The organism is Pseudomonas sp. BE134 (assembly GCF_031456105.1).
In the GTDB taxonomy this organism is placed as follows: domain Bacteria; phylum Pseudomonadota; class Gammaproteobacteria; order Pseudomonadales; family Pseudomonadaceae; genus Aquipseudomonas.
The window spans coordinates 157,194-182,140 of sequence record NZ_JAVDUA010000008.1; the positions used below are offsets into that span (position 1 = coordinate 157,194).

The window sequence follows — 24,947 nt, forward strand, 5'->3', positions numbered from 1 at the left end:
ATGCCAAGGAGGTTCCTGAATGTTCGATTTCCACCCCCAGCTCAAGCAGCGCTTCGCTGCCTTGCGCACGGGCGCTGAATTCTTTTCGCTGCGTTATGCGCGCGAGTCCGGCCAGTACCTGTCGGTGCGCAAGAACGTCGCCGAACCTCCAAGCCTGAGCCGTGACGAAGGCGCGATGCTGACCGTGCGCGTCAACGGTGTCGAAGCCTACGCCGCGACCAATGATCTGTCGCAACAAGGCCTGCAATCGGCGCTGGACCGCGCCGAGCAACAAGCTCGGCGACTCAAGCCCCACGCCTTGCTCGACCTGCGCAACCAAGTCGTCTCCAGCGACCGCGCCGACTACTTTTCGCCGAACCTCGACCAGCCCTTCCCGTCCCTGAGCGATTGCTACCAATTGCTCGGCGCCGAATCCGCGTCCGTGCCCAAGGACGAGCGACTGGTGAACTGGCAAGTGAGCATCGGCGTCACTCACGTCGAGCAGATCTACCTCAACAGCGCTGGCGCCGAACTGCGCCAGGCGCAACGTTTCGTCTACCCTGGCCTCGACGTCACCGCCTACGACGGCAGCGACAGCCAGACCCGTAGCCTGGGCCGCGAGAACTTCGGCCAACAGGGCGGCGCCGATGTGATCAGCCGTTGTGGCCTGATCGGTGCCGGCCCGCAAGTCGCAGATCAAGCGCTGCAATTACTGCTGGCGCCGAACACCCCACAAGGCCCGCGCGACCTGCTGTTGATGCCGGACCAGATGATGTTGCAGATTCACGAGTCCATCGGTCACCCGCTGGAACTGGACCGCATCCTCGGCGACGAGCGCAATTACGCCGGCACCAGTTTCGTCAAGGCAGAAGACTTCGGTCACCTGCAATATGGCTCGTCACTGCTCAATGTGACGTTCGACCCGGACATCCCCGAACAGCTCGCCAGCTACGGCCATGACGATGACGGCACCGCCGCGAGCAAGCAATTCCTGATCAAGGAAGGTTTGCTGCTGCGCCCATTGGGTGGCGCGTTGTCGCAATTTCGCGCCGGCATGAACGGCGTTGCCAACAGTCGCGCCTGTGGCTGGAACCGCCCACCCATCGACCGCATGGCCAACCTCAATATCGAGCCCGGCGATCAACCGCTGGCGCAACTGATCGGCAACATCGAGCACGGCATCATGATGTCGACCAATCGTTCGTGGTCCATCGACGATGCACGTAACAAGTTCCAGTTCGGCTGCGAATGGGCGCAGTTGATTGAAAACGGCGAACTCAAAGGCGTGGTGAAAAACCCCAACTACCGGGCGATTTCCGCCCAGTTCTGGAAAAACCTCAGCGCCGTCGGCGACGCCGACACCGTCAAGGTGCTGGGCACACCGAACTGCGGCAAGGGCGAACCGAACCAGGTGATCCGTGTCGGCCACGCCTCGCCGGCCTGTGTGTTCAGCAACGTTGATGTGTTTGGGGGAGATGCCTGATGAGCACTTCAAAAAGTCAGGCTGAGTCTTTCAAGGTCTTGGTCAACTGGCTGCGCGAGGCGATTCGCGAGCCGGAGCAGTTCACCCTCAGCTACGCCGCCGAGTCGTCGGCCTTCGTGCGCTTCAACCACGCCAAGGTGCGTCAGGCCGGTCAGGTGCAGCAGGCGAGTGTCGGTTTCAAACTGATCAACGATGGCCGGCACACCGACCTCGACATCACGCTGGCCGGTGATCCGGAAGTGGATGTGCAGCGTCTGGCCGAAGGTCTGCAACAGTTGCGATCGATCCTGCCGTTGCTACCGCTGGACCCGTACTTGCTGCTCAACCACAACGGTTGGCAGAGCAAGAATGTGCAGGAGCATCCACTGCCGGACACCGAGCAAGTGGTCGCTGAAATCACTCAGGCCGCCGAAGGCCTGGACCTGGTGGGTTTCTACGCGGCAGGCCCGATCAGTCGTGGTTTCGCCAGCTCCTCGGGGGCGTTTGGCTGGCATCAAGCCAACAGTTTCAACTTCGACTTCAGCCTGTTTCATGAAAATGGCCAAGCGGTGAAAGCCAGCTACGCCGGGCATGACTGGAGCAGCGAAGGGTTTGCCAAGCGCTTCGCTCTGGCACGCGAGCAATTGGCGTTTCTCGGTCGGCCATTGCGCACCTTGGCACCGGGTCAGTACCGCGCCTACCTCGCACCGGCGGCACTCGAAGAAATCATGGGCATGCTCTGCTGGGGCGGGTTTTCGGCGCAGTCGATTGCCAGCAAAACCAGTCCCCTGCAAAAGCTTTATGCGGGGGACAGTGCGTTCAGTGCGCAGGTGTCCATTGATGAAAAGGTCAGTGGCTCCCTGAGCCCGGCTTTCTCCGGCGAAGGCTATCCACGCAGTGATCTGGGGTTGATCGTCGAAGGCCGGGCCGGCGCACAAATGGTCAATTCACGCAGCGCGGCCGAATACGGTTTGAGCGCCAACGGGGCGGGCGGCGGTGAAATGCCGAGTGCATTGATCATGGCTGCCGGGACGTTGCCTGAAGCCGAGATCCTCAAGCAACTGGGCACGGGTTTGTACATCAGCAACCTGTGGTACTTGAACTACTCCGACCAACCGGGGGCACGCATGACCGGCATGACGCGGTTTGCGACATTCTGGGTCGAGAACGGCGAGATTCAGGCGCCGGTCAGCACCATGCGTTTTGATGACAGTGCCTACAGTTTGCTCGGTTCGCAGTTGGAGGCGTTGACCGAAGAGCGTGATTTGTTGCTGTCGGCGAGTACCTACAGTCAGCGGGCGACCGCTTCGGCGTTGTTGCCCGGCGCACTGATCAGCAAACTCACGCTGACGCTGTAAACACCTTGTAGCAGCTGGCGAAGCCTGCGTTCGAGGACGCAGTCCTCGCCAGCCCGGCAAATGCGGTGGATCAGACAGAACGCGGCTGCCGGTATGCGAGGACTTCGTCCTCGAACGCAGGCTTCGCCAGCTGCTACAGGGTTCACCGTTTTGCAGATTGTTTCATCTCACACCCGCAAGAGGTCCCATGCCCAACCGCCCGCCTCTCGACGCTGTCACCGCCCGTTGGATTCCGTGGGTCGTCGCCATCGCTTTTTTCATGCAATCGCTCGACGGCACCATCCTCAACACCGCCCTGCCGGCCATGGCCCGGGACCTGGCGGAAGACCCTTTGCGCATGCAGGGTGTGATCATTGCCTACATGCTCACCGTCGCCTTGCTGATCCCCGCCTCCGGCTGGATCGCCGACCGTTTCGGCACCAAGAAAATCTTCTTCAGCGCAATCTTGCTATTCAGTCTCGGCTCGTTGCTCTGCGCCTTGTCCAGCAGCCTGAGCATGCTCAATGGCGCCCGAGTGATTCAGGGCCTGGGCGGCGCGTTGATGTTGCCGGTCGGGCGCCTCGTGGTGCTGCGCGCCTACCCGCGCTCGGAACTGGTGCGGATCATGGGGTTCATCACCATTCCCGGCCTGCTCGGACCGTTGATCGGCCCGACCATGGGCGGCTGGATGGTGCAATACCTGACCTGGCACTGGATCTTCCTGATCAACCTGCCCGTCGGGTTGGTCGGCTGCTATGCCGTGTGGAAATTTATCCCGGACCTGCGCGGTTCCGAACGCACCCGTTTCGATAGCCTGGGATTCGTGCTGTTCGGCGCCGCAATGATTCTGATCACCATCGCCATGGAAGGCCTGGGCGAAATGCATCTGCCCCACTTGCGAGTGATGTTGCTGCTGTTCGCTGGCATGGCCTGTCTCGCGGCGTACTGGTTGCGCGCCGGGCATATCGACAATCCGCTATTCGCCCCATCGCTGTTCAAGACCCGGACCTTTGCCGTCGGCATTCTCGGCAACCTGTTCGCCCGCCTCGGCAGCGGCGCACTGCCCTTCCTCGTGCCATTGCTGCTGCAAGTGGCGCTGGGTTATTCGCCGTCACAGGCCGGGATGAGCATGCTGCCGCTGGCCGCAGCGGCGATGATCGCCAAGTGGGTGGCGCGACCGCTGATCGAGCGTCTGGGCTATCGCATCGTGCTGACCGGCAATACCCTGGCGCTGGGCATCATGCTGGCGAGCATGGGCCTGGTCAGCGAACAGACGCCGTACTGGCTGCTGCTGTGTCTGCTGGCGATTCTCGGGGCAATCAACTCGCTGCAATTTACGGCGATGAACACCGTGACCCTGATCGACCTCGACGATGCCAGCGCCAGCAGCGGCAACAGCCTGTTGTCGGTGGTGGCGCAATTGTCCCTGAGCCTGGGGGTTGCGTGTGCCGGTGCATTGCTCGGCGGCTTTACCGCAGAGATCGGAAACGATGGCGTGCAGACGGTTCTGGGCGCGTTCCAACTGACCTTCGTCACCGTTGGCATCATGGCAATGCTCGCCGCAGCCATCTTCTCGCAGCTCTCACCAACGGATGGCCGACGGACGGTCACCCGCGAGCACGATATAGAACACTGACTTGTAGCAGCTGCCGAGGCACGAGGCTGCGTTGGGCTGCGAAGCGGCCCCCGATAGCGGTCCTGCGGACACGCAACGCAGCCTCGTGCCTCGGCAGCTGCTACAGGCTATTCGTCCAGAATTTGCAGGTAGAGAGGGCCAGACTGGTACACTGCGCGACATTTTGTTTTGCAGGCCAGTCCCGTGACCACCATCGCCACCGCTTTTAATACTTTGCCGCTGTCCGCCGCCATGCTGGCTAACCTCGACTCCCTCGGTTATGCCCAGATGACGCCGATCCAGGCGCAAAGCTTGCCGGTGATCCTCAAGGGGATGGACCTGATCGCCCAGGCCAAGACCGGCAGCGGCAAGACCGCCGCCTTCGGTATCGGCCTGCTGAACCCGATCAATCCGCGCTACTTCGGTTGCCAGGCGCTGATCCTCTGCCCGACCCGCGAGCTGGCGGATCAGGTCGCCAAGGAAATCCGTCGTCTGGCCCGCGCCGAAGACAACATCAAGGTTCTGACCCTGTGCGGTGGCGTCTCCCTCGGCCCGCAGATCGCTTCGCTGGAACATGGCGCGCACATCATCGTCGGCACGCCGGGGCGCATTCAGCAGCACCTGCGCAAAGGTTCGCTGGTACTGCACGGCCTCAACACGCTGATTCTCGACGAAGCTGACCGCATGCTCGACATGGGTTTCTACGACTCCATCGAAGAAATCATCATGCAGGCCCCGGAACGCCGCCAGACACTGCTGTTCTCGGCCACGTACCCGGTAGGCATCAAGCAGCTTGCATCAAAATTCATGCGCAACCCGCAGCAAGTGAAGGCTGAGGCGTTCCACGACGACTCACAGATCGAACAGCGCTTCTACGAGATCTCCCCGGAAGAGCGCATGAGCGTCGTGACCAAGGTCCTCGGCCACTTCCGCCCGGCATCCTGCGTGGCCTTCTGCTACACCAAGCAGCAGGTTCAGGAAACCGTCGACCACCTGACCGCCAAAGGCATCTCCGCCGTGGGTCTGCATGGCGATCTGGAACAGCGTGATCGCGACCAGGTGCTGGCGATGTTCGCCAACCGCAGTACTTCGGTACTGGTGGCCACCGACGTCGCTGCTCGCGGTCTGGACATCGACTCGCTGGATATGGTGATCAACGTCGAACTGGCCCGTGATTCGGAAATCCACATTCACCGTGTCGGCCGTACCGGTCGTGCCGGTGAGAAAGGCCTCGCGATCAGCCTGGTTGCACCGCCCGAAGCGCAACGCGCCCAAGCCATCGAACATCTGCAGCAATCGCCGTTGACCTGGGATCTGGTGGACAACCTCACCAGCCAGGGTGGCGGTCCGTTGCTGCCGCAGATGAGCACCCTGTGCATCGGTGCCGGCCGTAAAGACAAGGTTCGTCCGGGTGACATTCTGGGCGCACTGACTGGCGATGCCGGTATTCCGGGCGCCCAGGTGGGCAAGATCGCGATTTTCGACTTCCAGGCTTTTGTGGCGGTTGAACGCGGGATCGCCAAGCAAGCCTTGCAGCGCCTGAATGACGGCAAGATCAAAGGCCGTTCGCTGCGCGTTCGCATCCTGTAAGAACGCCGCGCCCCCCCTGTGGGAGCTGGCCTGCCAGCGATGGCATCGACTCGGTCTGACTGGTAAACCGCGTCGATGCCATCGCCGGCAGGCCAGCTCCCACATTTGATTGCATTCCAGATCAGCTCTTGTGTGAGGACACCGTTTTGCGCTCTACCGAAGTCGTGATCATTGGCGCTGGCGCCGCAGGGTTGATGTGTGCGCTGACCGCCGCCGGGCGTGGGCGCAAAGTGATGTTGCTCGACCATGCGAACAAGGCCGGCAAGAAAATCCTGATGTCGGGCGGTGGCCGCTGCAATTTCACCAACATGTACACCGAACCGGGCAATTTCCTCTCGCAGAACGAACACTTCTGCAAATCCGCACTGGCGCGCTACACCCAGTGGGATTTCATCGGTATGGTCGCCAAACACGGCGTGCCGTACCACGAGAAAAAGCTCGGGCAGTTGTTCTGCGATAACAAATCCAGCGACATCCTCGAAATGCTGCTCAACGAGTGCGATCAGGTCGGCGTGAGCCTGCACCTGGACACCTCGATCCAGACCATCGAAAAACTCGAAAGCGGTTACCTGCTGGACACCACGATGGGCCAGATCACCTGTGAGTCATTGGTGATCGCCACGGGCGGCCTGTCGATTCCGACCTTGGGTGCCACCGGTTTCGGTTATCAGGTCGCCAAACAGTTCGGTCATGAACTGTTGCCAACCCGCGCTGGCCTGGTGCCGTTCACCATTACCGATCAGCTGAAAGAACTTTGCACCGAGCTGTCCGGCACGTCGGTGGATTGCCTGGTGAGCTGCAACGATCAGAGTTTCCGCGAGAACATCCTGTTCACTCACCGCGGCCTCAGCGGCCCGGCGATTTTGCAGATTTCTTCGTTCTGGGAATCCGGCGACACGGTCGAGATCAACCTGATGCCGGACCACGACGTGCATGAGTGGCTGCAACAGCAGCAGGCCGAACGTCCGAACAGCGAGCTGAAAACCCTGCTGGGGGAAATCTTCACCAAGAAGATGGCCAACTTGCTGGCGGACAACTGGTTCGTGTCCAAACCGATGAAGCAGTACACCCACGCGGAAATCGCCGACATCGCCGAAAAACTGGCGAGCTGGAAAGTGGTGCCGGCCGGTACCGAAGGCTACCGCACTGCCGAAGTCACCTTGGGCGGCGTCAACACCAACGAAGTGTCGTCCAAAACCATGGAGTCGCTGAAAAGCCCGGGGTTGTACTTCATCGGCGAAGTGCTCGACGTCACCGGACACCTCGGTGGTTTCAACTTCCAGTGGGCCTGGGCCTCAGGCTACGCCGCCGCGCAATTCGTCTGATACAACCCCAACACACTGTGGGAGCGAGCCTGCTCGCGAAGAGGTCGGAACATCTAGCATCGATGTTGAATGTAAGACCGCTTTCGCGAGCAGGCTCGCTCCCACAGTGGTTATGCGTGAAGCTTAAAGGAACAGATTTTGCTGTCAGATGTGATCGGCGCCATTGCGTCGGCGTCATTACTGGCTCAATTTAGCGTCATTGCCTCGGAAGGCCTTCGCACTTCATGTCATCGACTCCTCTCAGTCAGTCTCTGCGTCGCCTTTGGGCGCTGGATAAATTCAGCTACAGCGTGCGGGTGTTCATTGCCCTGACCGGCAGCATGGCGGTCTGTTGGTATCAGGATGAAATGGGGCTGCTGATCCCGTTGTTCCTGGGGATCATCGCCAGCGCCCTGGCCGAAACCGACGACAGTTGGCAGGGCCGCCTCAACGCGCTCGCCGTGACGCTGGTGTGTTTCAGCGTCGCAGCCTTCTCCGTCGAACTGCTCTTCCCCTACCCTTATATCTTCGTCATCGCCCTGGCCGTGGCCAGCTTTTGCCTGACCATGCTCGGCGCCCTCGGCGAGCGCTATGGCGCCATTGCCTCGGCGACACTGATTCTGTCGGTCTACACCATGATCGGCGTGGACCAGCGCGGCGGCGCGGTCACCGATTTCTGGCATGAACCGGTGCTGCTGGTGGCCGGTGCGGCCTGGTACGGTTTGCTGTCGGTGCTGTGGCAGGCGATGTTTTCCAACCAGCCGGTGCAGCAGAGCCTGGCGCGATTGTTTCGCGAATTGGGTTACTACCTGAAACTGAAATCGTCGCTGTTCGAGCCGATCCGGCAGATGGACGTGGAAGCACGTCGCCTGGAATTGGCCCAACAGAACGGGCGTGTGGTGGCGGCCCTGAACGCCGCCAAGGAAATCATTCTGCACCGGGTCGGCAATGGTCGGCCGGGATCGAAAGTCAGTCGCTACCTGAAACTGTACTTCCTCGCTCAGGACATCCACGAGCGCGCCAGTTCCTCGCATTACCCCTATAACGCACTCGCCGAGGCGTTTTTCCACAGCGACGTGCTGTTCCGCTGTCAGCGTCTGCTGCGTCAGCAAGGCAAGGCCTGCCGCGCCCTGGCCGAATCGATCCAGATGCGTCAGCCGTTCGTCTATGACGCAGGCTTTGCCGAGGCCCTGAGCGACCTGCACGCCTCCATCGAACACCTGCGCATCCAGAGCAACCCGGCCTGGCGCGGGCTGTTGCGTTCGCTGCGAGCGCTGGCGGCCAACCTCGCCACACTCGACCATTTGCTCAGCGATGCCAGCAACCCGGAAGCCCTGGCCGATGCCACCGACAGTAGCCTGCTCGACCGTTCGCCACGCAGCCTCAAAGATGTGTGGGTTCGTTTGCGCACGCAACTGACGCCAACGTCGCTGCTGTTCCGCCATGCACTGCGTTTGCCCCTGGCGTTGAGCATCGGCTACGGCATGGTGCATTTGATTCATCCGTCGCAAGGCTACTGGATCATCCTCACCACGCTGTTCGTTTGCCAGCCAAACTACGGCGCCACCCGACGCAAACTCGGCCAACGGATCATCGGCACCGCAATCGGCCTGACGATGGCCTGGGCGTTGTTCGATCTGTTCCCCAATCCGCTGATCCAGTCGTGCTTCGCGATTGCCGCCGGCGTGGTGTTCTTTATCAACAGGACCACGCGCTACACCTTGGCCACGGCAGCGATTACCTTGATGGTGCTGTTCTGCTTCAATCAGGTCGGGGACGGTTATGGGCTGTTCCTGCCGCGACTGCTCGATACCTTGCTCGGCAGCCTGATCGCCGGGCTCGCGGTGTTCCTGTTCCTGCCGGACTGGCAGGGCCGACGCCTGAACAAAGTGCTGGCCAATACCCTGACCTGCAACAGCATCTACCTGCGTCAAATCATGCAGCAATACGCCGCCGGCAAAAGCGACGACCTGGCTTATCGCCTGGCTCGACGCAATGCACACAACGCCGACGCAGCGCTGTCGACGACGCTGGCCAACATGCTCATGGAACCCGGGCATTTCCGGAAAGAAGCGGATGTCGGCTTTCGTTTTCTGGTGCTGTCGCATACGTTGCTCAGCTATTTGTCGGGTCTCGGAGCACATCGCGAAACCCCGCTACCAGCGGATGTGCGTGAGCATTTGATTGAGGGTGCCGGCGTGAGCCTGGCGGCGAGCATCGACGAAATCGCTCAGGGCCTGGCGAGCAAACAGCCGATTGCGATTCAGAGTGACGAGGAAGAGGCGCTGGCCAATTCGCTTGAGCAGATGCCCGATGAGATCGATGAAGGGCAGCGCTTGGTGCAGACGCAGTTAGCGTTGATTTGTCGGCAGCTGGGGCCGTTGCGGACCTTGGCGGCGCATTTGATTAAAGACACCAGCGAGACTTGAGATTTGCGGGGGGGGGGCCTGCTCGCGAAGGGACCATCAGCCATACCTCACATCCCATGCTGCTTCATCAAACGCTCATAACTCCCATCCGCCTTCATCTCGGCAATCTCGCGGTCAAAACCGGCGACGATCTTTTCGTGTTGCGGGTTCTTCAAGCTGACCAATATGTGCAGGCTGTTCTCGCTCAACGGTGTTGGCAAAAACTCCACGGCATTGCGTACCTTGGATGATTCGCGCGCCAAGTGATAACGGGCGACGTATTCATCCTCCAGCGTCAACTTGACCCGATCCGCCGCCACCATGCGTACCGCCATGGAAAAGTTATGCACCGGGACTTTCTGCAGTGACCCGTCGTCATCAAACTCCGGCGAATAAGCGTAGCCACGCACGATCGCAATCGGAAAAGTGTGCAGTTGTTGCAAATTTTTGTATTCGATAGACGAGTCCTTGCGTTTCAGAAAGCGCACGCGATTCAGCAAATACTCGTCGGAGAACTGGCCTAATCTGGTGCGATCATCCGTGTACCAGGCGTTGACCAGCACGTCATAGCGCCCCTCGCCCACGCCCATCAGGGCTCGCGCCCAAGGCACCTGTTCAAAATCACTGGCATAACCGGCCCGGGCCAGCGCGGTACTGACGATGTCCGTCGCCAAGCCGCCGTTGACCAGCGTGGCGTCGGTAAAGGGTGGCCAGGCATCGGCAACCAGACGCAGCTTTTCCGCCGCCGCACCCTGTGTGAGCAACAGCAACACAATCAAAGCAGAAGCTTGATGCAATCGCGGCATGCTAGAAAATCCTTAGCGGGCGGGTTACCCGATGTGTTTTTCAGCCCAAACTCCAAGACCCATATACCGGCAGCCAAGTACTCAACATAGCTCATTGAAGCCACAACACAGCGCCTCATTGCAGGTTACACAAAGAAGACAACGCCGCCCGAAATGAATGATGGCATTTTGGCCTTTGTCACAGATTTTCCTGCCATCAAGACAACCGTCCTCAGGACGCTTAGTATCGGAGCGACGATGTTCAAGGAGTGTGAAAATGACAATTGACTGGATTTGCAAACACCACAGCGACCTGGGTAAGGAACAGCTGTACGCCATTCTGCAATTGCGCGCCGAGGTGTTCGTCGTCGAACAGAAATGCGTGTATCAAGACATTGATGGCCAGGATCTGGAAGGTGACACCTGCCATTTGATGGCCTGGGACGAGAATCGGCTGGTGGGTTATCTACGATTGCTCGACCCTCAGACGCAAGGGGGCGATGTGGTGATTGGCCGGGTGATTGTTGCCCCGGCGGCACGTGGTATCGGAATTGGGCATGAGCTGATGGCGCAGGCTTTGAAGCAGGCTGAGAAGCAATGGCCGGACATACCGGTTTATCTGTCGGCCCAGGCGCATTTGCAGGGGTATTACGGGCGGTACGGGTTTGTGGTGGCGGGTGAGGAATACGTTGAGGATGGTATTCCTCATATCGGGATGCGTCGGCCACAATGATCGTTCCCACGCTCCGCGTGGGAATGCCTCAATGGACGCTCTGCGTCCGCTCTTGGGACGCGGAGCGTCCCGGGCTGCATTCCCACGCAGAACGTGGGAACGATCGTCCGCAAGAATCAGGGGTACTCCAACACCGCTTTTATCTGCCGCAAATTCCGCTCGATCCACCCCCGATCAATCGCCCCCCACTCACGAATCCGATAGCACCCGGCATGATTGCGCGCGCCCTCTTCCTGCTCGAACTCGCAAACAATATCCAGATCCGCCAACGCCGCAATTGTGTCCTGCGCCGTGCGCCGGGGCATTCCGGTCACGTCGGTCAAGGCCGGGACGCTGCTCGCCTGCCCACTGTCGATCAGGTACGCCACGTACAATCGGCGATAGAAACTGCTCTTGGTCTTGCTGACTTCCATTCAAAGACTCCCGGCTGTTGATCCGTTATTGCATGTCCCGCCAGGTCAGGTACACCCGCAGGTCAAACTCCATCTGGTGATAGCCCGGCAGCATGTGTTCGCAAAGTTTGTAGAACGCCTTGTTGTGATCGGACTCTTTGAAGTGTGCCAGCTCATGCACCACGATCATTTTCAGAAACTCGCCAGGCGCTTCCTTGAACAGCGAAGCCACACGGATTTCTTTCTTGGCCTTGAGCTTGCCGCCCTGCACCCGCGAGATCGTTGTGTGCAAGCCCAGGGCGCGATGAGTGAGGTCCAGACGGTTGTCGAACAGTACTTTGTCGATGGCCGGGGCGTTACGCAGGTATTCCTGCTTAAGGTCCAGCGCATAGGTGTACAGCGCCTTGTCGCTCTGTACGCCGTGCTTTTGCGGGTAACGCTTGCTCAGGTACTCGCCCAGCCGATCGTCGGCGATCAGCTGGCGCACTTGATCCTGCAATGCAGCAGGATAGGCCTGGAGGTATTTCAACGCGGTCATTGGGGCAGCAACACGAATCACGAAAAGGTCGCCAGTGTAGCGAATTCAGCCCTTCAGTGCGCTCCAGCCGAACGGCGGCACACAGTCGCCGACGTCCACAGCCATCATCGGCCGTGCCACCAGAAAACCTTGCACGTACTCACAGCCATTGGCTTGCAGCCATTGGTACTGAGCAACGGTTTCCACCCCTTCGGCGATTACCCGGATTCCGTATCCCTTGCACAGGTCGATCACATTGCGCACCAACGCGGCGTCGCGCGAGGATTCAGGCAGGCGGGCGATCAAATGCCGGTCGAACTTGAGCGTGTCCAGTTCCAGATCGCGCAGATGAGAGAGGGAACAAGGCCCGGAACCAAAGTCGTCCAGTGCCACCAGCACTCCAAGATTGCGCAGCAACCGCAGGGTCTTTCGGGTTTCTTCGGGGTTTTGCATCAGCGCTTCTTCCGTCACCTCGACTTCCAGATGACGAGGCTCCAGCCCATGGCGCTCCAGTACCTGACGCAATTCGCTGACCAGATTGGGCATGCCGAACTGGGTACTGCTCAAACTGATACCTAGCACCAGGTCCTCGGAAAACGAAGTTTCCCAAGTCTTTCGCTGCCCAATCGCGTGATGGTAAATCCAGCTGCCCAGTCGACTGATCAGCCGCGCCTCTTCGAGCAATGGCAAAAACAGCCCTGGCGGGACATCGCCGACGCTCGGGTGCTGCCAACGCAGCAACGCCTCGAACCCACGGATCTGCCCAGTGGCGATGGATACCTGGGGTTGATACACCAAATTGAAATCACGGTTTTCGATGGCCGTGCGCACACTTTCTTCGAGCATGAGCCGCGATCGCGCCCGGCCATTCATTTCATGATCGTAAAAACGGTACTGCTGACGGCCCGCACGCTTGGCTTCGTACATGGCAATGTCGGAGGCCCGCAACAAACCGTCGAGGCTGGCCCCGCCATCCGGATACGTCGCAATACCGATGCTGGCGCCCAAGGAGATTTCCAGACCATCAATCTGCTGACAGACCGATACCCGCTCGATGAGTTTTTCCGCAATCTTCGCCGCCTGCTCGGGAAACTCCAGGTCCAGGAGCACCGTAAACTCGTCGCCGCCCATGCGCGCCAGAAGATCGAGGGGGCGCAGACAGGCCTTCAACTGCTCGGACACCCAGCGCAGCACGCGATCCCCGGCATCGTGGCCGAGGGAGTCATTGACCCGTTTGAAGCCGTCGAGGTCCAGGTACAGCAGCACCCAGGTACTGTCGGCGCGTTCGCCGCGCAGCAACAGGTTTTCCACGGTCTGGTAGAAACCCCGGCGATTGAGCAGCCCGGTCAACGGGTCGGTAACCGCCTGGAACTCCAGTTGCTGATGCAGGTGACGCACCACCGACATGTCCAAAACCGTCACCACCATGGCGTGCTGTTCAGCGGGCAATGGTGCGCACGACAGCGCCACTGGCACTTGTTGGCCGGGGGCGGTACGCAAGAACGCGTCATGCAGGCGCAAGGTTTCGCCACGCTTGTAACCGTTGTACATCTCGGAATCCGCCCAGACCGGAATATGCGGTTTTTGCAGGAAATCCACAAACGCTTTGCCTTGCAACTCCTGCACCGTGGCATTGAGCAGCCGCGACATGGCCGGGTTGGCAAAACGGATCACTCCGTCCTCACTCACCACCAGAATGCCTTCAGCCGCGTTCTCCAGCACCGAGGCATTAAACGCGCGCGCGGCTTCCAGGTCGTGGCTCAGGCGCTGCAACGAACGGCGATTGCGCTGATGCTCCAGCAGGGCCTGAACTTTGGGTTTGAGAATTTGCGGGTCGAACGGTTTGAACAGGTAATCCACCGCACCGCTGGCGTACCCCTTGATCACGGCGCCCTGAGACTGTTCGTTGGCCGTCAGGAAAATGATCGGCGTGAGACGCGTTCGCTGGCTGCCGCGCATCAGGCGCGCGACTTCAAAACCGTCCATGCCCGGCATTTGCACATCGAGCAAAACCAGGTCGACATCGTGTTTGAGCAACAGACCGAGCGCTTCAAAGCCGGAGGCTGCGGTCATGACCTGCCAGTCCTGGCGCTGAAGCAACGCGCGCATGCTGATCAGGTTTTCAGGGTAATCATCGACGATTAAAAGGATCGAACCGCCTTCGGTTGGCGTGGGTTGCGCGCATTCCATGCTGCTTCTCTTGTTCGGGGACGTCAGGCCGGTTTCTTGTGAAAACCGGACAAATACTGTGGCATCACTTTAGACCGCGATTCGCATAAGCAGAAGCTATCAGAGCCCCACCACTTAACCAACGCGTTAATTTGCCGACTAACGGTCGGTCCTGCAAGCCCCGAAAACCGGGCGAGATGGCATTTCGACAGGATGTTGACGTCAATCATTTGCCATTCAGGCATTAACAAAGTGGCCTGCAACGCTTATAAAGACCGCCCTCCAAGGCGCGTACTAGAGCTTCTGGTACGTGCGTGCAGTAAAAATTTGTGGAAGCTTTGTCTATGATCGATCTCGCAACCTGGAACCTCAGCGTTCCTGTTGGCAATCCGCCGTACACCGTCGAAACCGCCAAACTGGTGGATGGCTTCAAGGACCAATACTTCCATTCCGACACCGGGACTTTGTTCTTCTGGGCTCCGGTTACGGGTTCGCGCACCGCAAATGCCATCTACCCTCGCACCGAACTTCGCGAAACCTACAGCAATGGCACCCTGAAAAACTGGTACCACCCGGACGCCGACAATTTCCTTCGCGCGACCCTGGCGGTGAATCAAGTGCCCAGCTCAGGGAAAATCGTCATCGGCCAGATCCACGCCTATGAAAGCCAGAAGCCTATGGTGAAGGTTGAATACCAGTACAAGACCAGTACCTCGACCGGCAACATCGTCGCCAAAGTGCGCATGCGCCCGGATGACGACGAAGGTCGGGTGATTACCATTGCCACGGGCGTGAAGCTGGATCAGGAGTTTTCCTACCTCATCCACCTGAGCCCCGGCGGTGCATTGGGCATCAGCGCGGCGGGGTATCAGTGGGACACCGACATCAGCGCGACCTGGCGTGATAAACCGCTGTACTTCAAGGCGGGGGTTTATGTGCAGGACAACACCGGGTACACCAGCGAGGGTGGGAAAGTGACGTTCAGCAAGCTGGATATTGATCACGATAAGTAGTCCCCCCCCCAAAACCTCATCCCCTGTAGCAGCTGTCGAGCAGCGCGAGGCTGCGTCCGAGGATGAAATCCTCGCAAGCTCGGTGAGTCCGGTCTACCTGCATGCGTTGCCGGATTACGACCGCTTCGCAGTCGGACGCAGCCTCGCGCTGCTCGACAGCTGCTACAAAAAAACATTTGAGCGTCCGAAATACTCGTAGGACGTCTCCGACCGTGGCGAGGGAGCTGGCTCCCGCTGGGCTACGAAGCAGCCCCATGCTCAGCCTCCGATTTCTTCAGACACGCCATATCGCCCAGTTTATTGCGACTGCGTCGTAAACCAAGTCCAAGCTGCCTAACCAAATGGCCGGATGGGCGTCCTACAGCCCAGTTGCGGCTGCCAGAATCGCTGCCTAGAGTTGGCTTGTCGCTGACATCGTTGGCGATAGGGTTTCGCAGCCCTAGCGAGTTAGATCCACAATCGTCAAAATACGGCGCGGCAGCTTTGCCTGTGCTCTGTTTTTATGGCGGCTGTGCGTGGGAGACCATCAGGTCTGCCGGGTCTTAACTCCTCGGTCTGCGAACCCGCGCGCAGTTGCCACCCTATTGTTTCGCAGCAAACGGTGGCAAATTCTTTTCTGGAGTTAAGGATTTTCCATGAGCAATCAACAACCGCCACGCCGCTTTACTCCTATGTCCCAGTTCGCCACCGACTATCCCGTCCTTCTCATCGACAGCGACGCCCCGCTACGCGAACTCCACAACTGCGTCAGCGAACGCCTCAATGCTGTCCTCAAGTACCTGAATCTGATGGCTTGCACCAACCTGCCCGACTACGCCGAGAACGACATCAACACCGTCACCAACATCGCCCGGATCTTGATCCAGGATGTAAGCGATGTGTTTCGAGTGATTGAACAGCGCGGCTTTGATCAACCGAAAGCTCAGTAGACGAATTACAGGTAATAAAAACCCGCAGTGATGCGGGTTTTTATTACAAGTATCCTACTTCATCGCGCTGTTGGTGTTAGCTGTGGACAAACAGCTTTTCGATACCGCCGACTTCAATCATTTTTTTGTCATCAGTCCCAACCAAAGTTAATGCCAGCACGCCACCAACGCACGAATCAAAAAGGCCTTGGACTACCTCGCCACTAGCCAGCGTCACATCAACTCGTTCATTACTATTCAGCAACTCTAATCGCTTCGGAATAGAAAGCTGAATATTACTGCCTCCAAACTTGCTATTTTCCAAGGCTATACTCTCCGTAAAATAAATGGCAAAAAAAGAAAAAAATGGGACAGACCTATTTATCTATTCACCCCCATTTTTTCTGGTTGCGTGGGTAACATTAATGGTTAATCGTCATTTAATCACCTGATAGAAATGACAGTTTTTAATACATTTTTGGATCTTGGTTAACCTTGGCGTTCAACTCACCCTTCAAATGCCGCTGATACATCCCTTCCAGCGAGATCGGCTTGATCTTCGAAGCATTACCCGCCATAACAAACTGCTCATAACGCGCGACACACACGTCACGCATCGCCGTCAAAGTCGCGCCAAAGAACTTACGCGGATCAAACTCGCCAGGATTGGTCGCCATCAACCGACGCATCGCACTGGTAGAGGCCAGGCGCAGGTCGGTGTCGATGTTGACCCTTCGCACGCAGGGCTGGTGGGGGATCGCGCCCGACCGAAAATCAAATGCTCCCCTTGCCAACAGGTTTACGCCTCAGCCCTGACGCAACAGTGTCATTGCGCGCCGCCACCCGCCCCGAATCCCATTCACGCTGCATATCCGCAAACAGCTCTCCATCAACACGACTCCGATTAGCCGCCAACGCTTGAGTCATCGCCTCGGCAATCCGCTCAATGATCAGGGCTGGCCTGTCCACTGCGCAGTGTTTTCGACCGAACTCAATCAATTGCTGACGATCCGGGTAGCTTTTCACTTTGTTCATCTTGATGGCCAAAGTACGGTCTACCAATGAGCGACCGGATTTGGGGTTGTAATTTTCGTAGATGGTCGTTGTCGTGACATCGAAGACCGGCGCCAATTGCACCGTTTCAAGCGCATCAGGATGAGTGTAAATCACCCCGAAATTTTTCAAGTGTGCGTCTCCGTTGCGCACCATGACCGACAGACAAACCGAAGAGTAAAAACGCTCCAGTTCACGTATCGGATCGCCATGTCGACAGACCTGGCCAATCACGGCGGCAAGGGTTTCGTAGCTTTGGGAATACTTGTAGTTGTCATGGGGATCCTTGTTGAGCCCCAACAGAACGGCCATGTCTTCAAACCCGAGCCGGCCGGAAGCGGTCAGATCGAATCGCTCCATCACAAACAGATCACCCTTTTCAGACAACCAGAACGGTGGCGTTTCCAGCCCGGCAAGACGGGCCGCTTCCAGGCAGAGAAATTCGTTTTGAGCCAGGTGTGCGTACTCATCGGCGCCTGACTTAACAATCAGATCGGAGCTGAGCATGGTATTTCGGTTACCGGTGAGCTTATCCAGATCGGGCACCAGCACCTTGGGCTGCACACCAGAAATACCCGACTCGAAGTAAGTATCGACGAGAAACTCGAAGACACCTTGCGAGGCATCCGCAGACAGGATGTCTTGCAACCCGACCTGAGCCGGAACGGACACGGGGGACTCTATCGGGTTCTGGTAGGTGAGGCGCCCGATTTGATTCCCTCCGATGACCGACAACAGGCGCATTTCATCCACCTGCATATGTTTGGCCATCCGGCGTTTGATCTGATCGGCCAGAAACCCTTCAGGCACATTCATATCGAAGATCGGATGCAGCACGTTGCTCACCGTGGGCGTCGGGTCATAGGGCATGACCAGTGAGACTTCCCTGGGTGCATCGGCGGATTGGTAGGCAAACGAAAACTGTGACCCCTTGGACAGCTCGCCCGAAAGGCCCTGAGGTGTCATGACGTTGAGCAGCTTGACCTTACTCATCGTGCTCTACCAGATCAGCAAGGGATTTGAGGTCAATTCGGTTATCAACAATTTCAAGCGCCATTCCCAGCGCTGACAGCACCCTGAACGCAGTGTAAAGCGCGACATTTTCACCGGCCTCAAGGTCGATGATGGTTTTACGGCTGCATTGTGCCCTGTGCGCCAGTATTGCCTGGCTATAGCCTTTGGCGCGTCGCAACAGGCGGACTCTTTCACCGAACACAGAGGGGTTATTAAGGAGCATAAATGTCACCTATATCGGACTTATTCAGCTTTAACTTTTATTATGTCCACTATAAGTGACATTTCAAGCGCCTTACGTCACTCCACTTCGAGGTAAAGATTTCGCCCACAAAAAACCCGCCTCTCTCGGCGGGTTTCTTATCAACGCAGTTTAACGCGCAGGATCAATTCACCTTTGCGTTCAACTCACCCTTCAAATACCGCTGATACATCCCTTCCAGCGAGATCGGCTTGATCTTCGAAGCATTACCCGCCGTACCAAACTGGTTGTAACGGTCGATACACACATCACGCATCGCCGTCACGGTCGCACCGAAGAACTTACGCGGGTCGAACTCACTCGGGTTGGTGGCCATCAGGCGACGCATCGCGCCGGTCGAAGCCAAACGCAGGTCAGTATCAATGTTGACCTTACGCACGCCATGCTTGATGCCTTCAACAATCTCTTCAACCGGCACGCCGTAGGTTTCTTTGATGTCGCCGCCGTACTGGTTGATGATCGCCAGCCACTCTTGCGGAACCGAAGACGAACCGTGCATCACCAGGTGTGTGTTCGGGATGCGCTTGTGGATTTCTTTGATGCGGTCGATGGCCAGTACGTCGCCGGTAGGTGGCTTGGTGAACTTGTATGCGCCGTGGCTGGTGCCGATGGCGATGGCCAGGGCATCAACTTGTGTGCGTTTGACGAAGTCAGCGGCTTCTTCCGGGTCGGTCAGCATTTGGCTGTGGTCCAGAACGCCTTCTGCACCGATGCCATCTTCTTCACCGGCCATGCCGGTTTCCAGCGAACCCAGGCAGCCCAGCTCGCCTTCTACCGAAACGCCGCAGGCGTGAGCCATGGCCACGGTTTGTTGGGTAACACGGACGTTGTAGTCGTAGTCGGTCGGGGTCTTGCCGTCTTCGCCCAGGGAGCCGTCCATCATCACCGAGCTGAAGCCCAGCTGGATGGAGCGCTGGCAGACGTCAGGGCTGGTGCCGTGGTCCTGGTGCATGCACACCGGGATGTGCGGGAATTCTTCGATGGCCGCCAGGATCAGGTGACGCAGGAACGGGGCGCCGGCATATTTGCGAGCACCGGCCGAAGCCTGGACGATCACCGGGGAGTCAGTCTTGTCAGCGGCTTCCATGATGGCGCGCATCTGCTCAAGGTTGTTGACGTTGAAGGCTGGAACGCCGTAGCCGAACTCGGCTGCGTGGTCCAGCATCTGGCGCATGCTGATAAGTGCCATTGTGTGTGTCTCTCCCGGTTTGGGTCGTTAATCGTGCCAGCCTGCCGTAGCGGCGGCGGCTATTCAAGTTATTGCAGATCGGGGGTTAAGCCCGAGCTGCCATTCAATTCACATCAGACGACCGCTTCGCGGCCGAACGCAGCCTTCGGCAGCTGCTACAACTTACAACCGCGGCCAATCAAATCATTGGTGGCGACCCAGTACACCAGGCCTTCCTCACCTTTTACGTGAAACGCCAGCATGTCGTTGCTGTACAGCGAACCTTCGGCGCCCGGCTCAAGCTTCAGGCGATAGACCTGATCCGCACCACCGAGGCGAACTTCGACTTCCTTGCGGCTGTCGTCGGTGTAGCGCCACAGCACTTTGGCCTGGCTGTCGCAGGTCCAGGTGGTCCAGTTATCCACAGGGGCGGACGACTGGAACAGGTTCAACTGAGCGCAACCGGCCAGCAACGCCAGCGCCGTAACGGCGATAAAACCTTTCATCCATGTTCCTCGACTGACGGCGCACGCCGCCAGCCCTGAGTAATGAGTCAGACCCGTCAAGGACAGCCATGTTCCTTGGCGGGTGTCTGTGTCTCGTATTTGTCCAGGCCATCCGGCCCGGAACGCTTGTTGATCACAGGATTGGTTTCCGCTTGCCAATCGGCCTGGTAGCAACCTTTTTCCTGGGTTTGCGGCGCAGGCTCCGGCGTGGCTTTCGGGTTACTCCCGCAAGCCGCCAGCAAGCCCGCTGCGATCAACAGCGTTAACGTCTTGACCATGTCAACACTCCTTTGCCTGGTCAAACGGGCGACCTCAGGCCTTGGCACGGCTTTCCAGCACTTCAACGGCTGGCAGCACTTTGCCTTCGACGAATTCCAGGAACGCGCCGCCACCGGTAGAAATGTAGGAGATCTGATCCGCAACGCCATATTTATCGATGGCCGCCAGGGTGTCGCCGCCGCCAGCGATGGAGAACGCCGAGCTTTCCGCGATGGCTTGGGCCAACACTTTGGTGCCGTTGCCGAACTGGTCAAATTCGAACACGCCTACCGGGCCGTTCCACAAAATGGTCTTGGACGACTTCAGCAACTCGGCGAAATTCGCTGCGGTCTGCGGGCCGATGTCCAGGATCATGTCGTCGGCAGCCACGTCAGCGATCAGCTTGACGGTAGCAGTGGCGCTTTCAGCGAACTCCTTGGCAACCACGACGTCAACTGGCAGCGGCACGCTGACCTTGGCGGCGATGGCGCGAGCGGTGTCCAGCAGGTCCGGTTCGTACAGGGACTTGCCAACCGGGTGACCGGCAGCGGCCAGGAAGGTGTTGGCGATGCCGCCGCCGACGATCAGCTGATTGCAGATCTGGCTCAGGCTGTTCAGAACGTCGAGCTTGGTCGAGACCTTGGAGCCGGCAACGATGGCGGCCATTGGCTGGGCCGGGGCGCCGAGGGCTTTGCCCAGTGCGTCCAGTTCAGCCGCCAGCAATGGGCCAGCGGCGGCAATTTTGGCGAACTTGGCCACGCCGTGGGTCGAACCCTCAGCGCGGTGAGCGGTGCCGAAGGCGTCCATCACAAACACGTCGCACAGGGCGGCGTATTGCTGGGCCAGTTCGTCAGCGTTCTTTTTCTCGCCTTTGTTAAAGCGCACGTTTTCGAACAGCACGATCTCGCCGGCTTTGACGTCGACGCCGCCCAGATAGTCAGCCACCAGCGGCACTTCACGACCCAGCGCCTTGCTCAGGTAGTCCGCGACAGGCTTGAGGCTGTTCTCGGCGGAAAATTCGCCTTCGGTCGGACGGCCAAGGTGCGAGCAGACCATCACGGCCGCGCCTTTCTCCAGGGCCAGCTTGATGGTCGGCAGCGAGGCCAGGATTCGCGCATCGCTGGTGACAACACCGTCCTTGACTGGAACGTTGAGGTCTTCGCGGATCAGTACGCGCTTACCTTGCAGATCGAGGTCGGACATCTTCAACACGGTCATGGGTCGCAATTCCTGAGTTACTGTTTTGGAGAAGCTGTTGGAGTAGCTGTTTGCAGATAGTGTTCTGCAACGTCCAGCATTCGGTTGGCAAACCCCCACTCGTTGTCGAACCAGGCCAGGATGTTCACCAGCCGAGGGCCGGAAACTCGAGTCTGACTGGCATCGACGATTGCCGAATGTGGGTCATGGTTAAAATCACAACTGGCGTGAGGCAACTCGGTATAGGCCAGCAAGCCTTTGAGCGGGCCAGTAGTGGCGGCCTCGCGCAGAATCCGGTTGACCTCGGTGGCGTCGGTATCGCTGACGGTCTGCATCGTAATATCGAGGCAAGACACGTTCACCGTCGGCACGCGTACGGCTTTGGCCTGAATTCGCCCGGCAAGTTCCGGCAGCAAGCGTTCGATGCCCCGCGCCAGACCAGTGGACACCGGGATCACCGACTGGAAGGCCGAGCGCGTACGGCGTAGGTCTTCGTGGTGATAGGCGTCAATGACTGGCTGATCGTTCATCGCCGAGTGAATGGTGGTGATCGACACATATTCCAGACCAATCGCCTGATCCAGCAGGCGCAACAACGGCACGCCGCAGTTGGTGGTGCAGGACGCGTTGGACACCAGCAGTTCGTCGCCGGTCAGACAATCCTGGTTCACGCCGTAGACGATGGTGGCGTCGACATCAGCCTCGCTGGCCATCGGCTGGGAAAACAACACACGCGGCGCGCCGGCGTCGAGGAATCGCTGGCCGTCTTCGCGGGTGTGGTAAGCGCCGGAGCACTCCAGCACCAGATCGACGTCCAGCGACGCCCAATCGATGCCTTCGGGGGTGGCACTGCGCAGGACCTTCACGCAGTCGCCATTAATATGCAGACAATCGCCTTCTACACGCACTTCGCCGGGAAAACGCCCGTGAGTGGAGTCGAATCGTGTCAGGTATTCGATGCTGGCCATGTCAGCCAGATCGTTGATCGCGACAATTTCAAACCCGGCCTTTTCGCCTCGCTCAAACAACGCACGCAAGACGCAACGACCAATCCGGCCATAGCCGTTGAGTGCAACTTTGTAAGGACGCGGTTGAGGCATGGGGTTCTCGATTACCGTGGTGAATCTGTCATTGCAGCGTTGCCTGAACCACCGCTTTCGCGAGCAGGCTCGCTCCCACATGGGCAATGTAGAACCCTGTGGGAGCGAGCCTGCTCGCGAAGACGGCAGTCAGGACGACGCAACTTCTGGATCAGTCTTCCAACAGCTCTTCAGCCTGACCCAGGATGTTTTCCAGGGTGAAGCCGAACTCTTCGAACAAGGCTGGCGCAGGCGCCGACTCGCCGTAGGTGGTCATGCCGATCACGCGGCCTTCCAGGCCCACGTACTTGTACCAGTAGTCTGCGTGAGCAGCTTCGATGGCGATACGGGCACTGACCTGCAACGGCAGAACTGCTTGCTTGTAACCGGCGTCCTGGGCATCGAACACGCTGGTGCAAGGCATCGACACAACGCGCACTTTGCGACCCTGTTCGGTCAGCTTGTCGTAAGCCTGAACCGCCAGACCCACTTCGGAACCGGTGGAGATCAGGATCAGGTCAGGCTCGCCGTCGCAATCCTTCAACACGTAACCGCCACGGGCGATGTCGGCGATTTGCAGCGCGTTGCGATCCTGGTGCTGCAGGTTCTGACGCGAGAAGATCAGCGCCGAAGGGCCGTCTTTACGCTCCAATGCGTACTTCCAGCACACCGCCGATTCAACGGCATCGGCTGGACGCCAGGTATCGAGGTTCGGCGTGCAGCGCAGGCTGGCCAGTTGCTCGATTGGCTGGTGTGTCGGGCCGTCTTCGCCCAGACCGATAGAGTCGTGGGTGTAGACGTGGATCACACGCTGCTTCATCAGGGCCGACATGCGCACCGCGTTGCGCGCGTATTCCATGAACATCAGGAAAGTCGCGCCGTAAGGCACCAGGCCGCCGTGCAGGGCAACGCCGTTCATGATTGCGGTCATGCCGAACTCGCGCACGCCGTAATACATGTAGTTGCCGCTGGCGTCTTCGGCGGTGACGCCTTTGCAACCTTTCCATAGGGTCAGGTTGGAGCCGGCCAGGTCAGCCGAACCGCCGAGGAACTCAGGCAGCAATGGGCCGAATGCGTTCAGGGCATTCTGGCTGGCTTTGCGGCTAGCGATGGTTTCGCCCTTGGCGGCCACTTCGGCGATGTAGGCCGAGGCTTTTTCGCTGAAGTCAGCCGGCAGGTCACCGCTCAGACGACGTACCAATTCGTTGGCTTCGGCAGGGAACGCAGCGGAGTAAGCAGCGAAACGCTGATCCCACTCGGCTTCGACAGCCTTGCCTGCTTCCTTGGCGTCCCACTCGGCGTAGATATCAGCCGGGATTTCGAACGGACCGTGGGTCCACTTCAGTGCAGCGCGGGTCAAGGCGATTTCCGCGTCACCCAATGGGGCACCGTGGCAGTCTTCTTTACCTTGCTTGTTCGGCGAACCGAAACCGATGGTGGTCTTGCAGCAGATCAAGGTTGGCTGCGCGCTTTTGCGGGCGGTCTCAATGGCTGTCTTGATTTCTTCAGGGTCATGACCGTCAACGTTGCGAATCACCTGCCAGTTGTAGGCTTCGAAACGCTTCGGTGTGTCATCGGTGAACCAGCCTTCGACTTCGCCGTCGATGGAGATGCCATTGTCATCGTAGAAGGCGATCAGCTTGCCCAGGCCCAAGGTACCGGCCAGGGAAGCAACTTCGTGGGAAATGCCTTCCATCATGCAGCCATCACCCAGGAACACGTAGGTGTGGTGATCAACGATGTTGTGACCCGGACGGTTGAACTGCGCCGCCATGACTTTTTCGGCAAGGGCAAAACCCACAGCGTTGGCCAGGCCCTGGCCCAGTGGACCGGTGGTGGTTTCAACGCCCGGCGTGTAGCCGAGTTCCGGGTGGCCCGGGGTGCGGCTGTGCAGTTGGCGGAACTGCTTCAGGTCATCGATCGACAGGTCGTAGCCGGTCAGGTGCAGCAGCGAGTAGATCAACATCGAGCCGTGGCCGTTGGACAGCACGAAGCGGTCACGGTCGGCGAACGATGGATTGCTCGGGTTGTGCTTGAGGTAGTCACGCCAAAGTACTTCGGCGATATCCGCCATACCCATAGGGGCACCGGGATGGCCGCTGTTGGCTTTTTGCACGGCATCCATGCTGAGGGCACGAATGGCGTTGGCACGCTCACGACGGCTTGGCATCGCTGATCTCCTGGGGGCTTGAATAAAA

Annotated in this window: 22 protein-coding genes and 1 pseudogene; 9 read left to right on the forward strand and 14 right to left on the reverse strand. The window is 58.8% G+C overall.

Going from position 1 to position 24,947, the window contains the following annotated elements:
- Nucleotides 1–19 precede the first annotated feature (19 nt).
- From J2Y56_RS09355 to yccS, 6 genes are all read left to right on the forward strand, one after another.
- On the forward strand, nucleotides 20–1,462 hold the full coding sequence (locus tag J2Y56_RS09355; protein ID WP_310349843.1) for a TldD/PmbA family protein: 1,443 nt from the start codon (nucleotides 20–22) through the stop codon (nucleotides 1,460–1,462).
- Entirely contained in the window at nucleotides 1,462–2,799 is a 1,338-nt protein-coding gene (locus J2Y56_RS09360) for a metallopeptidase TldD-related protein (protein ID WP_310349845.1), read from the forward strand. Before J2Y56_RS09355 ends, J2Y56_RS09360 begins: the two co-directional genes overlap by 1 nt.
- A 187-nt stretch (nucleotides 2,800–2,986) precedes the next feature.
- Nucleotides 2,987–4,414: a multidrug transporter subunit MdtD gene (mdtD, locus tag J2Y56_RS09365; protein WP_007945409.1), complete on the forward strand. Its 1,428-nt coding sequence runs from the start codon at nucleotides 2,987–2,989 to the stop codon at nucleotides 4,412–4,414.
- A gap of 231 nt (nucleotides 4,415–4,645) precedes the next feature.
- On the forward strand, nucleotides 4,646–5,983 hold the full coding sequence (gene dbpA, locus J2Y56_RS09370; RefSeq protein WP_238543950.1) for an ATP-dependent RNA helicase DbpA: 1,338 nt from the start codon (nucleotides 4,646–4,648) through the stop codon (nucleotides 5,981–5,983).
- A gap of 146 nt (nucleotides 5,984–6,129) precedes the next feature.
- Complete coding sequence (locus tag J2Y56_RS09375) at nucleotides 6,130–7,308, forward strand: NAD(P)/FAD-dependent oxidoreductase (RefSeq protein WP_310349846.1); 1,179 nt, start codon at nucleotides 6,130–6,132, stop codon at nucleotides 7,306–7,308.
- A 224-nt stretch (nucleotides 7,309–7,532) separates the two neighbouring features.
- The gene (gene yccS, locus J2Y56_RS09380; protein ID WP_007945412.1) at nucleotides 7,533–9,716 is read left to right on the forward strand and encodes a YccS family putative transporter; all 2,184 of its coding nucleotides are present in this window, start codon (nucleotides 7,533–7,535) and stop codon (nucleotides 9,714–9,716) included.
- A gap of 47 nt (nucleotides 9,717–9,763) precedes the next feature.
- Here yccS and J2Y56_RS09385 read toward each other — a convergent pair whose 3' ends face one another.
- Nucleotides 9,764–10,501, reverse strand: coding sequence for a transporter substrate-binding domain-containing protein (locus J2Y56_RS09385; protein ID WP_310349848.1), 738 nt, complete (start codon nucleotides 10,499–10,501; stop codon nucleotides 9,764–9,766).
- A 256-nt stretch (nucleotides 10,502–10,757) separates the two neighbouring features.
- Here J2Y56_RS09385 and J2Y56_RS09390 point away from each other — a divergent pair, with 256 nt between their 5' ends.
- Entirely contained in the window at nucleotides 10,758–11,213 is a 456-nt protein-coding gene (locus J2Y56_RS09390) for a GNAT family N-acetyltransferase (RefSeq protein ID WP_007945416.1), read from the forward strand.
- 116 nt (nucleotides 11,214–11,329) lie between these two features.
- Here the strand turns inward: J2Y56_RS09390 and J2Y56_RS09395 are convergent, their stop codons facing one another.
- Genes J2Y56_RS09395 through J2Y56_RS09405 form a run of 3 tightly spaced genes read right to left on the reverse strand, consistent with a single transcriptional unit; the run spans nucleotide 11,330 to nucleotide 14,312 of the window.
- The gene (locus J2Y56_RS09395; RefSeq protein ID WP_007945417.1) at nucleotides 11,330–11,626 is read right to left on the reverse strand and encodes a helix-turn-helix domain-containing protein; all 297 of its coding nucleotides are present in this window, start codon (nucleotides 11,624–11,626) and stop codon (nucleotides 11,330–11,332) included.
- A 25-nt stretch (nucleotides 11,627–11,651) separates the two neighbouring features.
- Entirely contained in the window at nucleotides 11,652–12,143 is a 492-nt protein-coding gene (locus J2Y56_RS09400) for a M48 family metallopeptidase (protein WP_310349851.1), read from the reverse strand.
- A gap of 45 nt (nucleotides 12,144–12,188) precedes the next feature.
- Nucleotides 12,189–14,312: an EAL domain-containing protein gene (locus J2Y56_RS09405; protein ID WP_310349852.1), complete on the reverse strand. Its 2,124-nt coding sequence runs from the start codon at nucleotides 14,310–14,312 to the stop codon at nucleotides 12,189–12,191.
- A 323-nt stretch (nucleotides 14,313–14,635) separates the two neighbouring features.
- On the opposite strand from J2Y56_RS09405, the gene J2Y56_RS09410 reads away from it, so the two are divergent.
- Together J2Y56_RS09410 and J2Y56_RS09415 are read left to right on the forward strand one after the other, a co-directional pair.
- Nucleotides 14,636–15,304, forward strand: coding sequence for a polysaccharide lyase family 7 protein (locus J2Y56_RS09410; RefSeq protein ID WP_007945421.1), 669 nt, complete (start codon nucleotides 14,636–14,638; stop codon nucleotides 15,302–15,304).
- Nucleotides 15,305–15,939: 635 nt separating this feature from the next.
- Nucleotides 15,940–16,233 carry a fructose-bisphosphate aldolase gene (locus J2Y56_RS09415; protein WP_310349854.1) on the forward strand — a complete coding sequence of 98 codons (294 nt, stop codon included), beginning with the start codon at nucleotides 15,940–15,942 and terminating at the stop codon, nucleotides 16,231–16,233.
- Nucleotides 16,234–16,309: 76 nt separating this feature from the next.
- On the opposite strand, the gene J2Y56_RS09420 is transcribed toward J2Y56_RS09415, so the two are convergent.
- The 10 genes and pseudogenes from J2Y56_RS09420 to tkt all read right to left on the reverse strand — a co-directional run bounded on the left by J2Y56_RS09420 (nucleotide 16,310) and on the right by tkt (nucleotide 24,919).
- Nucleotides 16,310–16,537 (reverse strand): hypothetical protein, encoded by a 228-nt coding sequence (locus tag J2Y56_RS09420; protein ID WP_007945424.1) that lies wholly within the window; start codon nucleotides 16,535–16,537, stop codon nucleotides 16,310–16,312.
- A 142-nt stretch (nucleotides 16,538–16,679) separates the two neighbouring features.
- Nucleotides 16,680–16,952 (reverse strand): annotated as a pseudogene (locus J2Y56_RS09425) (class II fructose-bisphosphate aldolase); the annotation flags it as partial.
- A gap of 34 nt (nucleotides 16,953–16,986) precedes the next feature.
- Nucleotides 16,987–18,258, reverse strand: a complete 1,272-nt coding sequence (locus tag J2Y56_RS09430; protein ID WP_310349856.1) for a type II toxin-antitoxin system HipA family toxin — start codon at nucleotides 18,256–18,258, stop codon at nucleotides 16,987–16,989.
- Nucleotides 18,251–18,502: a helix-turn-helix transcriptional regulator gene (locus J2Y56_RS09435; RefSeq protein WP_310349858.1), complete on the reverse strand. Its 252-nt coding sequence runs from the start codon at nucleotides 18,500–18,502 to the stop codon at nucleotides 18,251–18,253. Before J2Y56_RS09435 ends, J2Y56_RS09430 begins: the two co-directional genes overlap by 8 nt.
- A gap of 163 nt (nucleotides 18,503–18,665) precedes the next feature.
- Nucleotides 18,666–19,730, reverse strand: coding sequence for a class II fructose-bisphosphate aldolase (fba, locus tag J2Y56_RS09440; protein WP_007945427.1), 1,065 nt, complete (start codon nucleotides 19,728–19,730; stop codon nucleotides 18,666–18,668).
- A 155-nt stretch (nucleotides 19,731–19,885) separates the two neighbouring features.
- A complete protein-coding gene (locus J2Y56_RS09445; RefSeq protein WP_007945428.1) occupies nucleotides 19,886–20,215 on the reverse strand; it encodes an MliC family protein in 330 nt (109 codons plus the stop codon).
- A gap of 56 nt (nucleotides 20,216–20,271) precedes the next feature.
- Complete coding sequence (locus tag J2Y56_RS09450; RefSeq protein ID WP_007945429.1) at nucleotides 20,272–20,493, reverse strand: hypothetical protein; 222 nt, start codon at nucleotides 20,491–20,493, stop codon at nucleotides 20,272–20,274.
- Nucleotides 20,494–20,527: 34 nt separating this feature from the next.
- Complete coding sequence (locus J2Y56_RS09455; protein WP_007945431.1) at nucleotides 20,528–21,691, reverse strand: phosphoglycerate kinase; 1,164 nt, start codon at nucleotides 21,689–21,691, stop codon at nucleotides 20,528–20,530.
- 17 nt (nucleotides 21,692–21,708) lie between these two features.
- The gene (gene epd / locus J2Y56_RS09460; protein ID WP_150781342.1) at nucleotides 21,709–22,770 is read right to left on the reverse strand and encodes an erythrose-4-phosphate dehydrogenase; all 1,062 of its coding nucleotides are present in this window, start codon (nucleotides 22,768–22,770) and stop codon (nucleotides 21,709–21,711) included.
- 151 nt (nucleotides 22,771–22,921) lie between these two features.
- The gene (gene tkt / locus J2Y56_RS09465) at nucleotides 22,922–24,919 is read right to left on the reverse strand and encodes a transketolase (RefSeq protein WP_310333489.1); all 1,998 of its coding nucleotides are present in this window, start codon (nucleotides 24,917–24,919) and stop codon (nucleotides 22,922–22,924) included.
- Nucleotides 24,920–24,947: the final 28 nt, after the last annotated feature.

Excerpts from the sequence above, each read along its gene's own strand:
- yccS (WP_007945412.1), top strand. The coding sequence starts at position 7,533 with ATGTCATCGACTCCTCTCAGTCAGTCTCTGCGTCGCCTTTGGGCGCTG.
- J2Y56_RS09395 (WP_007945417.1), bottom strand. The coding sequence starts at position 11,626 with ATGGAAGTCAGCAAGACCAAGAGCAGTTTCTATCGCCGATTGTACGTG.
- J2Y56_RS09355 (WP_310349843.1), top strand. The coding sequence starts at position 20 with ATGTTCGATTTCCACCCCCAGCTCAAGCAGCGCTTCGCTGCCTTGCGC.
- J2Y56_RS09360 (WP_310349845.1), top strand. The coding sequence starts at position 1,462 with ATGAGCACTTCAAAAAGTCAGGCTGAGTCTTTCAAGGTCTTGGTCAAC.
- J2Y56_RS09450 (WP_007945429.1), bottom strand. The coding sequence starts at position 20,493 with ATGGTCAAGACGTTAACGCTGTTGATCGCAGCGGGCTTGCTGGCGGCT.
- J2Y56_RS09385 (WP_310349848.1), bottom strand. The coding sequence starts at position 10,501 with ATGCCGCGATTGCATCAAGCTTCTGCTTTGATTGTGTTGCTGTTGCTC.
- J2Y56_RS09410 (WP_007945421.1), top strand. The coding sequence starts at position 14,636 with ATGATCGATCTCGCAACCTGGAACCTCAGCGTTCCTGTTGGCAATCCG.
- epd (WP_150781342.1), bottom strand. The coding sequence starts at position 22,770 with ATGCCTCAACCGCGTCCTTACAAAGTTGCACTCAACGGCTATGGCCGG.
- J2Y56_RS09400 (WP_310349851.1), bottom strand. The coding sequence starts at position 12,143 with ATGACCGCGTTGAAATACCTCCAGGCCTATCCTGCTGCATTGCAGGAT.
- J2Y56_RS09445 (WP_007945428.1), bottom strand. The coding sequence starts at position 20,215 with ATGAAAGGTTTTATCGCCGTTACGGCGCTGGCGTTGCTGGCCGGTTGC.
- J2Y56_RS09390 (WP_007945416.1), top strand. The coding sequence starts at position 10,758 with ATGACAATTGACTGGATTTGCAAACACCACAGCGACCTGGGTAAGGAA.
- J2Y56_RS09415 (WP_310349854.1), top strand. The coding sequence starts at position 15,940 with ATGAGCAATCAACAACCGCCACGCCGCTTTACTCCTATGTCCCAGTTC.
- J2Y56_RS09405 (WP_310349852.1), bottom strand. The coding sequence starts at position 14,312 with ATGGAATGCGCGCAACCCACGCCAACCGAAGGCGGTTCGATCCTTTTA.
- J2Y56_RS09435 (WP_310349858.1), bottom strand. The coding sequence starts at position 18,502 with ATGCTCCTTAATAACCCCTCTGTGTTCGGTGAAAGAGTCCGCCTGTTG.
- J2Y56_RS09455 (WP_007945431.1), bottom strand. The coding sequence starts at position 21,691 with ATGACCGTGTTGAAGATGTCCGACCTCGATCTGCAAGGTAAGCGCGTA.
- tkt (WP_310333489.1), bottom strand. The coding sequence starts at position 24,919 with ATGCCAAGCCGTCGTGAGCGTGCCAACGCCATTCGTGCCCTCAGCATG.
- fba (WP_007945427.1), bottom strand. The coding sequence starts at position 19,730 with ATGGCACTTATCAGCATGCGCCAGATGCTGGACCACGCAGCCGAGTTC.
- J2Y56_RS09430 (WP_310349856.1), bottom strand. The coding sequence starts at position 18,258 with ATGAGTAAGGTCAAGCTGCTCAACGTCATGACACCTCAGGGCCTTTCG.
- dbpA (WP_238543950.1), top strand. The coding sequence starts at position 4,646 with ATGCTGGCTAACCTCGACTCCCTCGGTTATGCCCAGATGACGCCGATC.
- mdtD (WP_007945409.1), top strand. The coding sequence starts at position 2,987 with ATGCCCAACCGCCCGCCTCTCGACGCTGTCACCGCCCGTTGGATTCCG.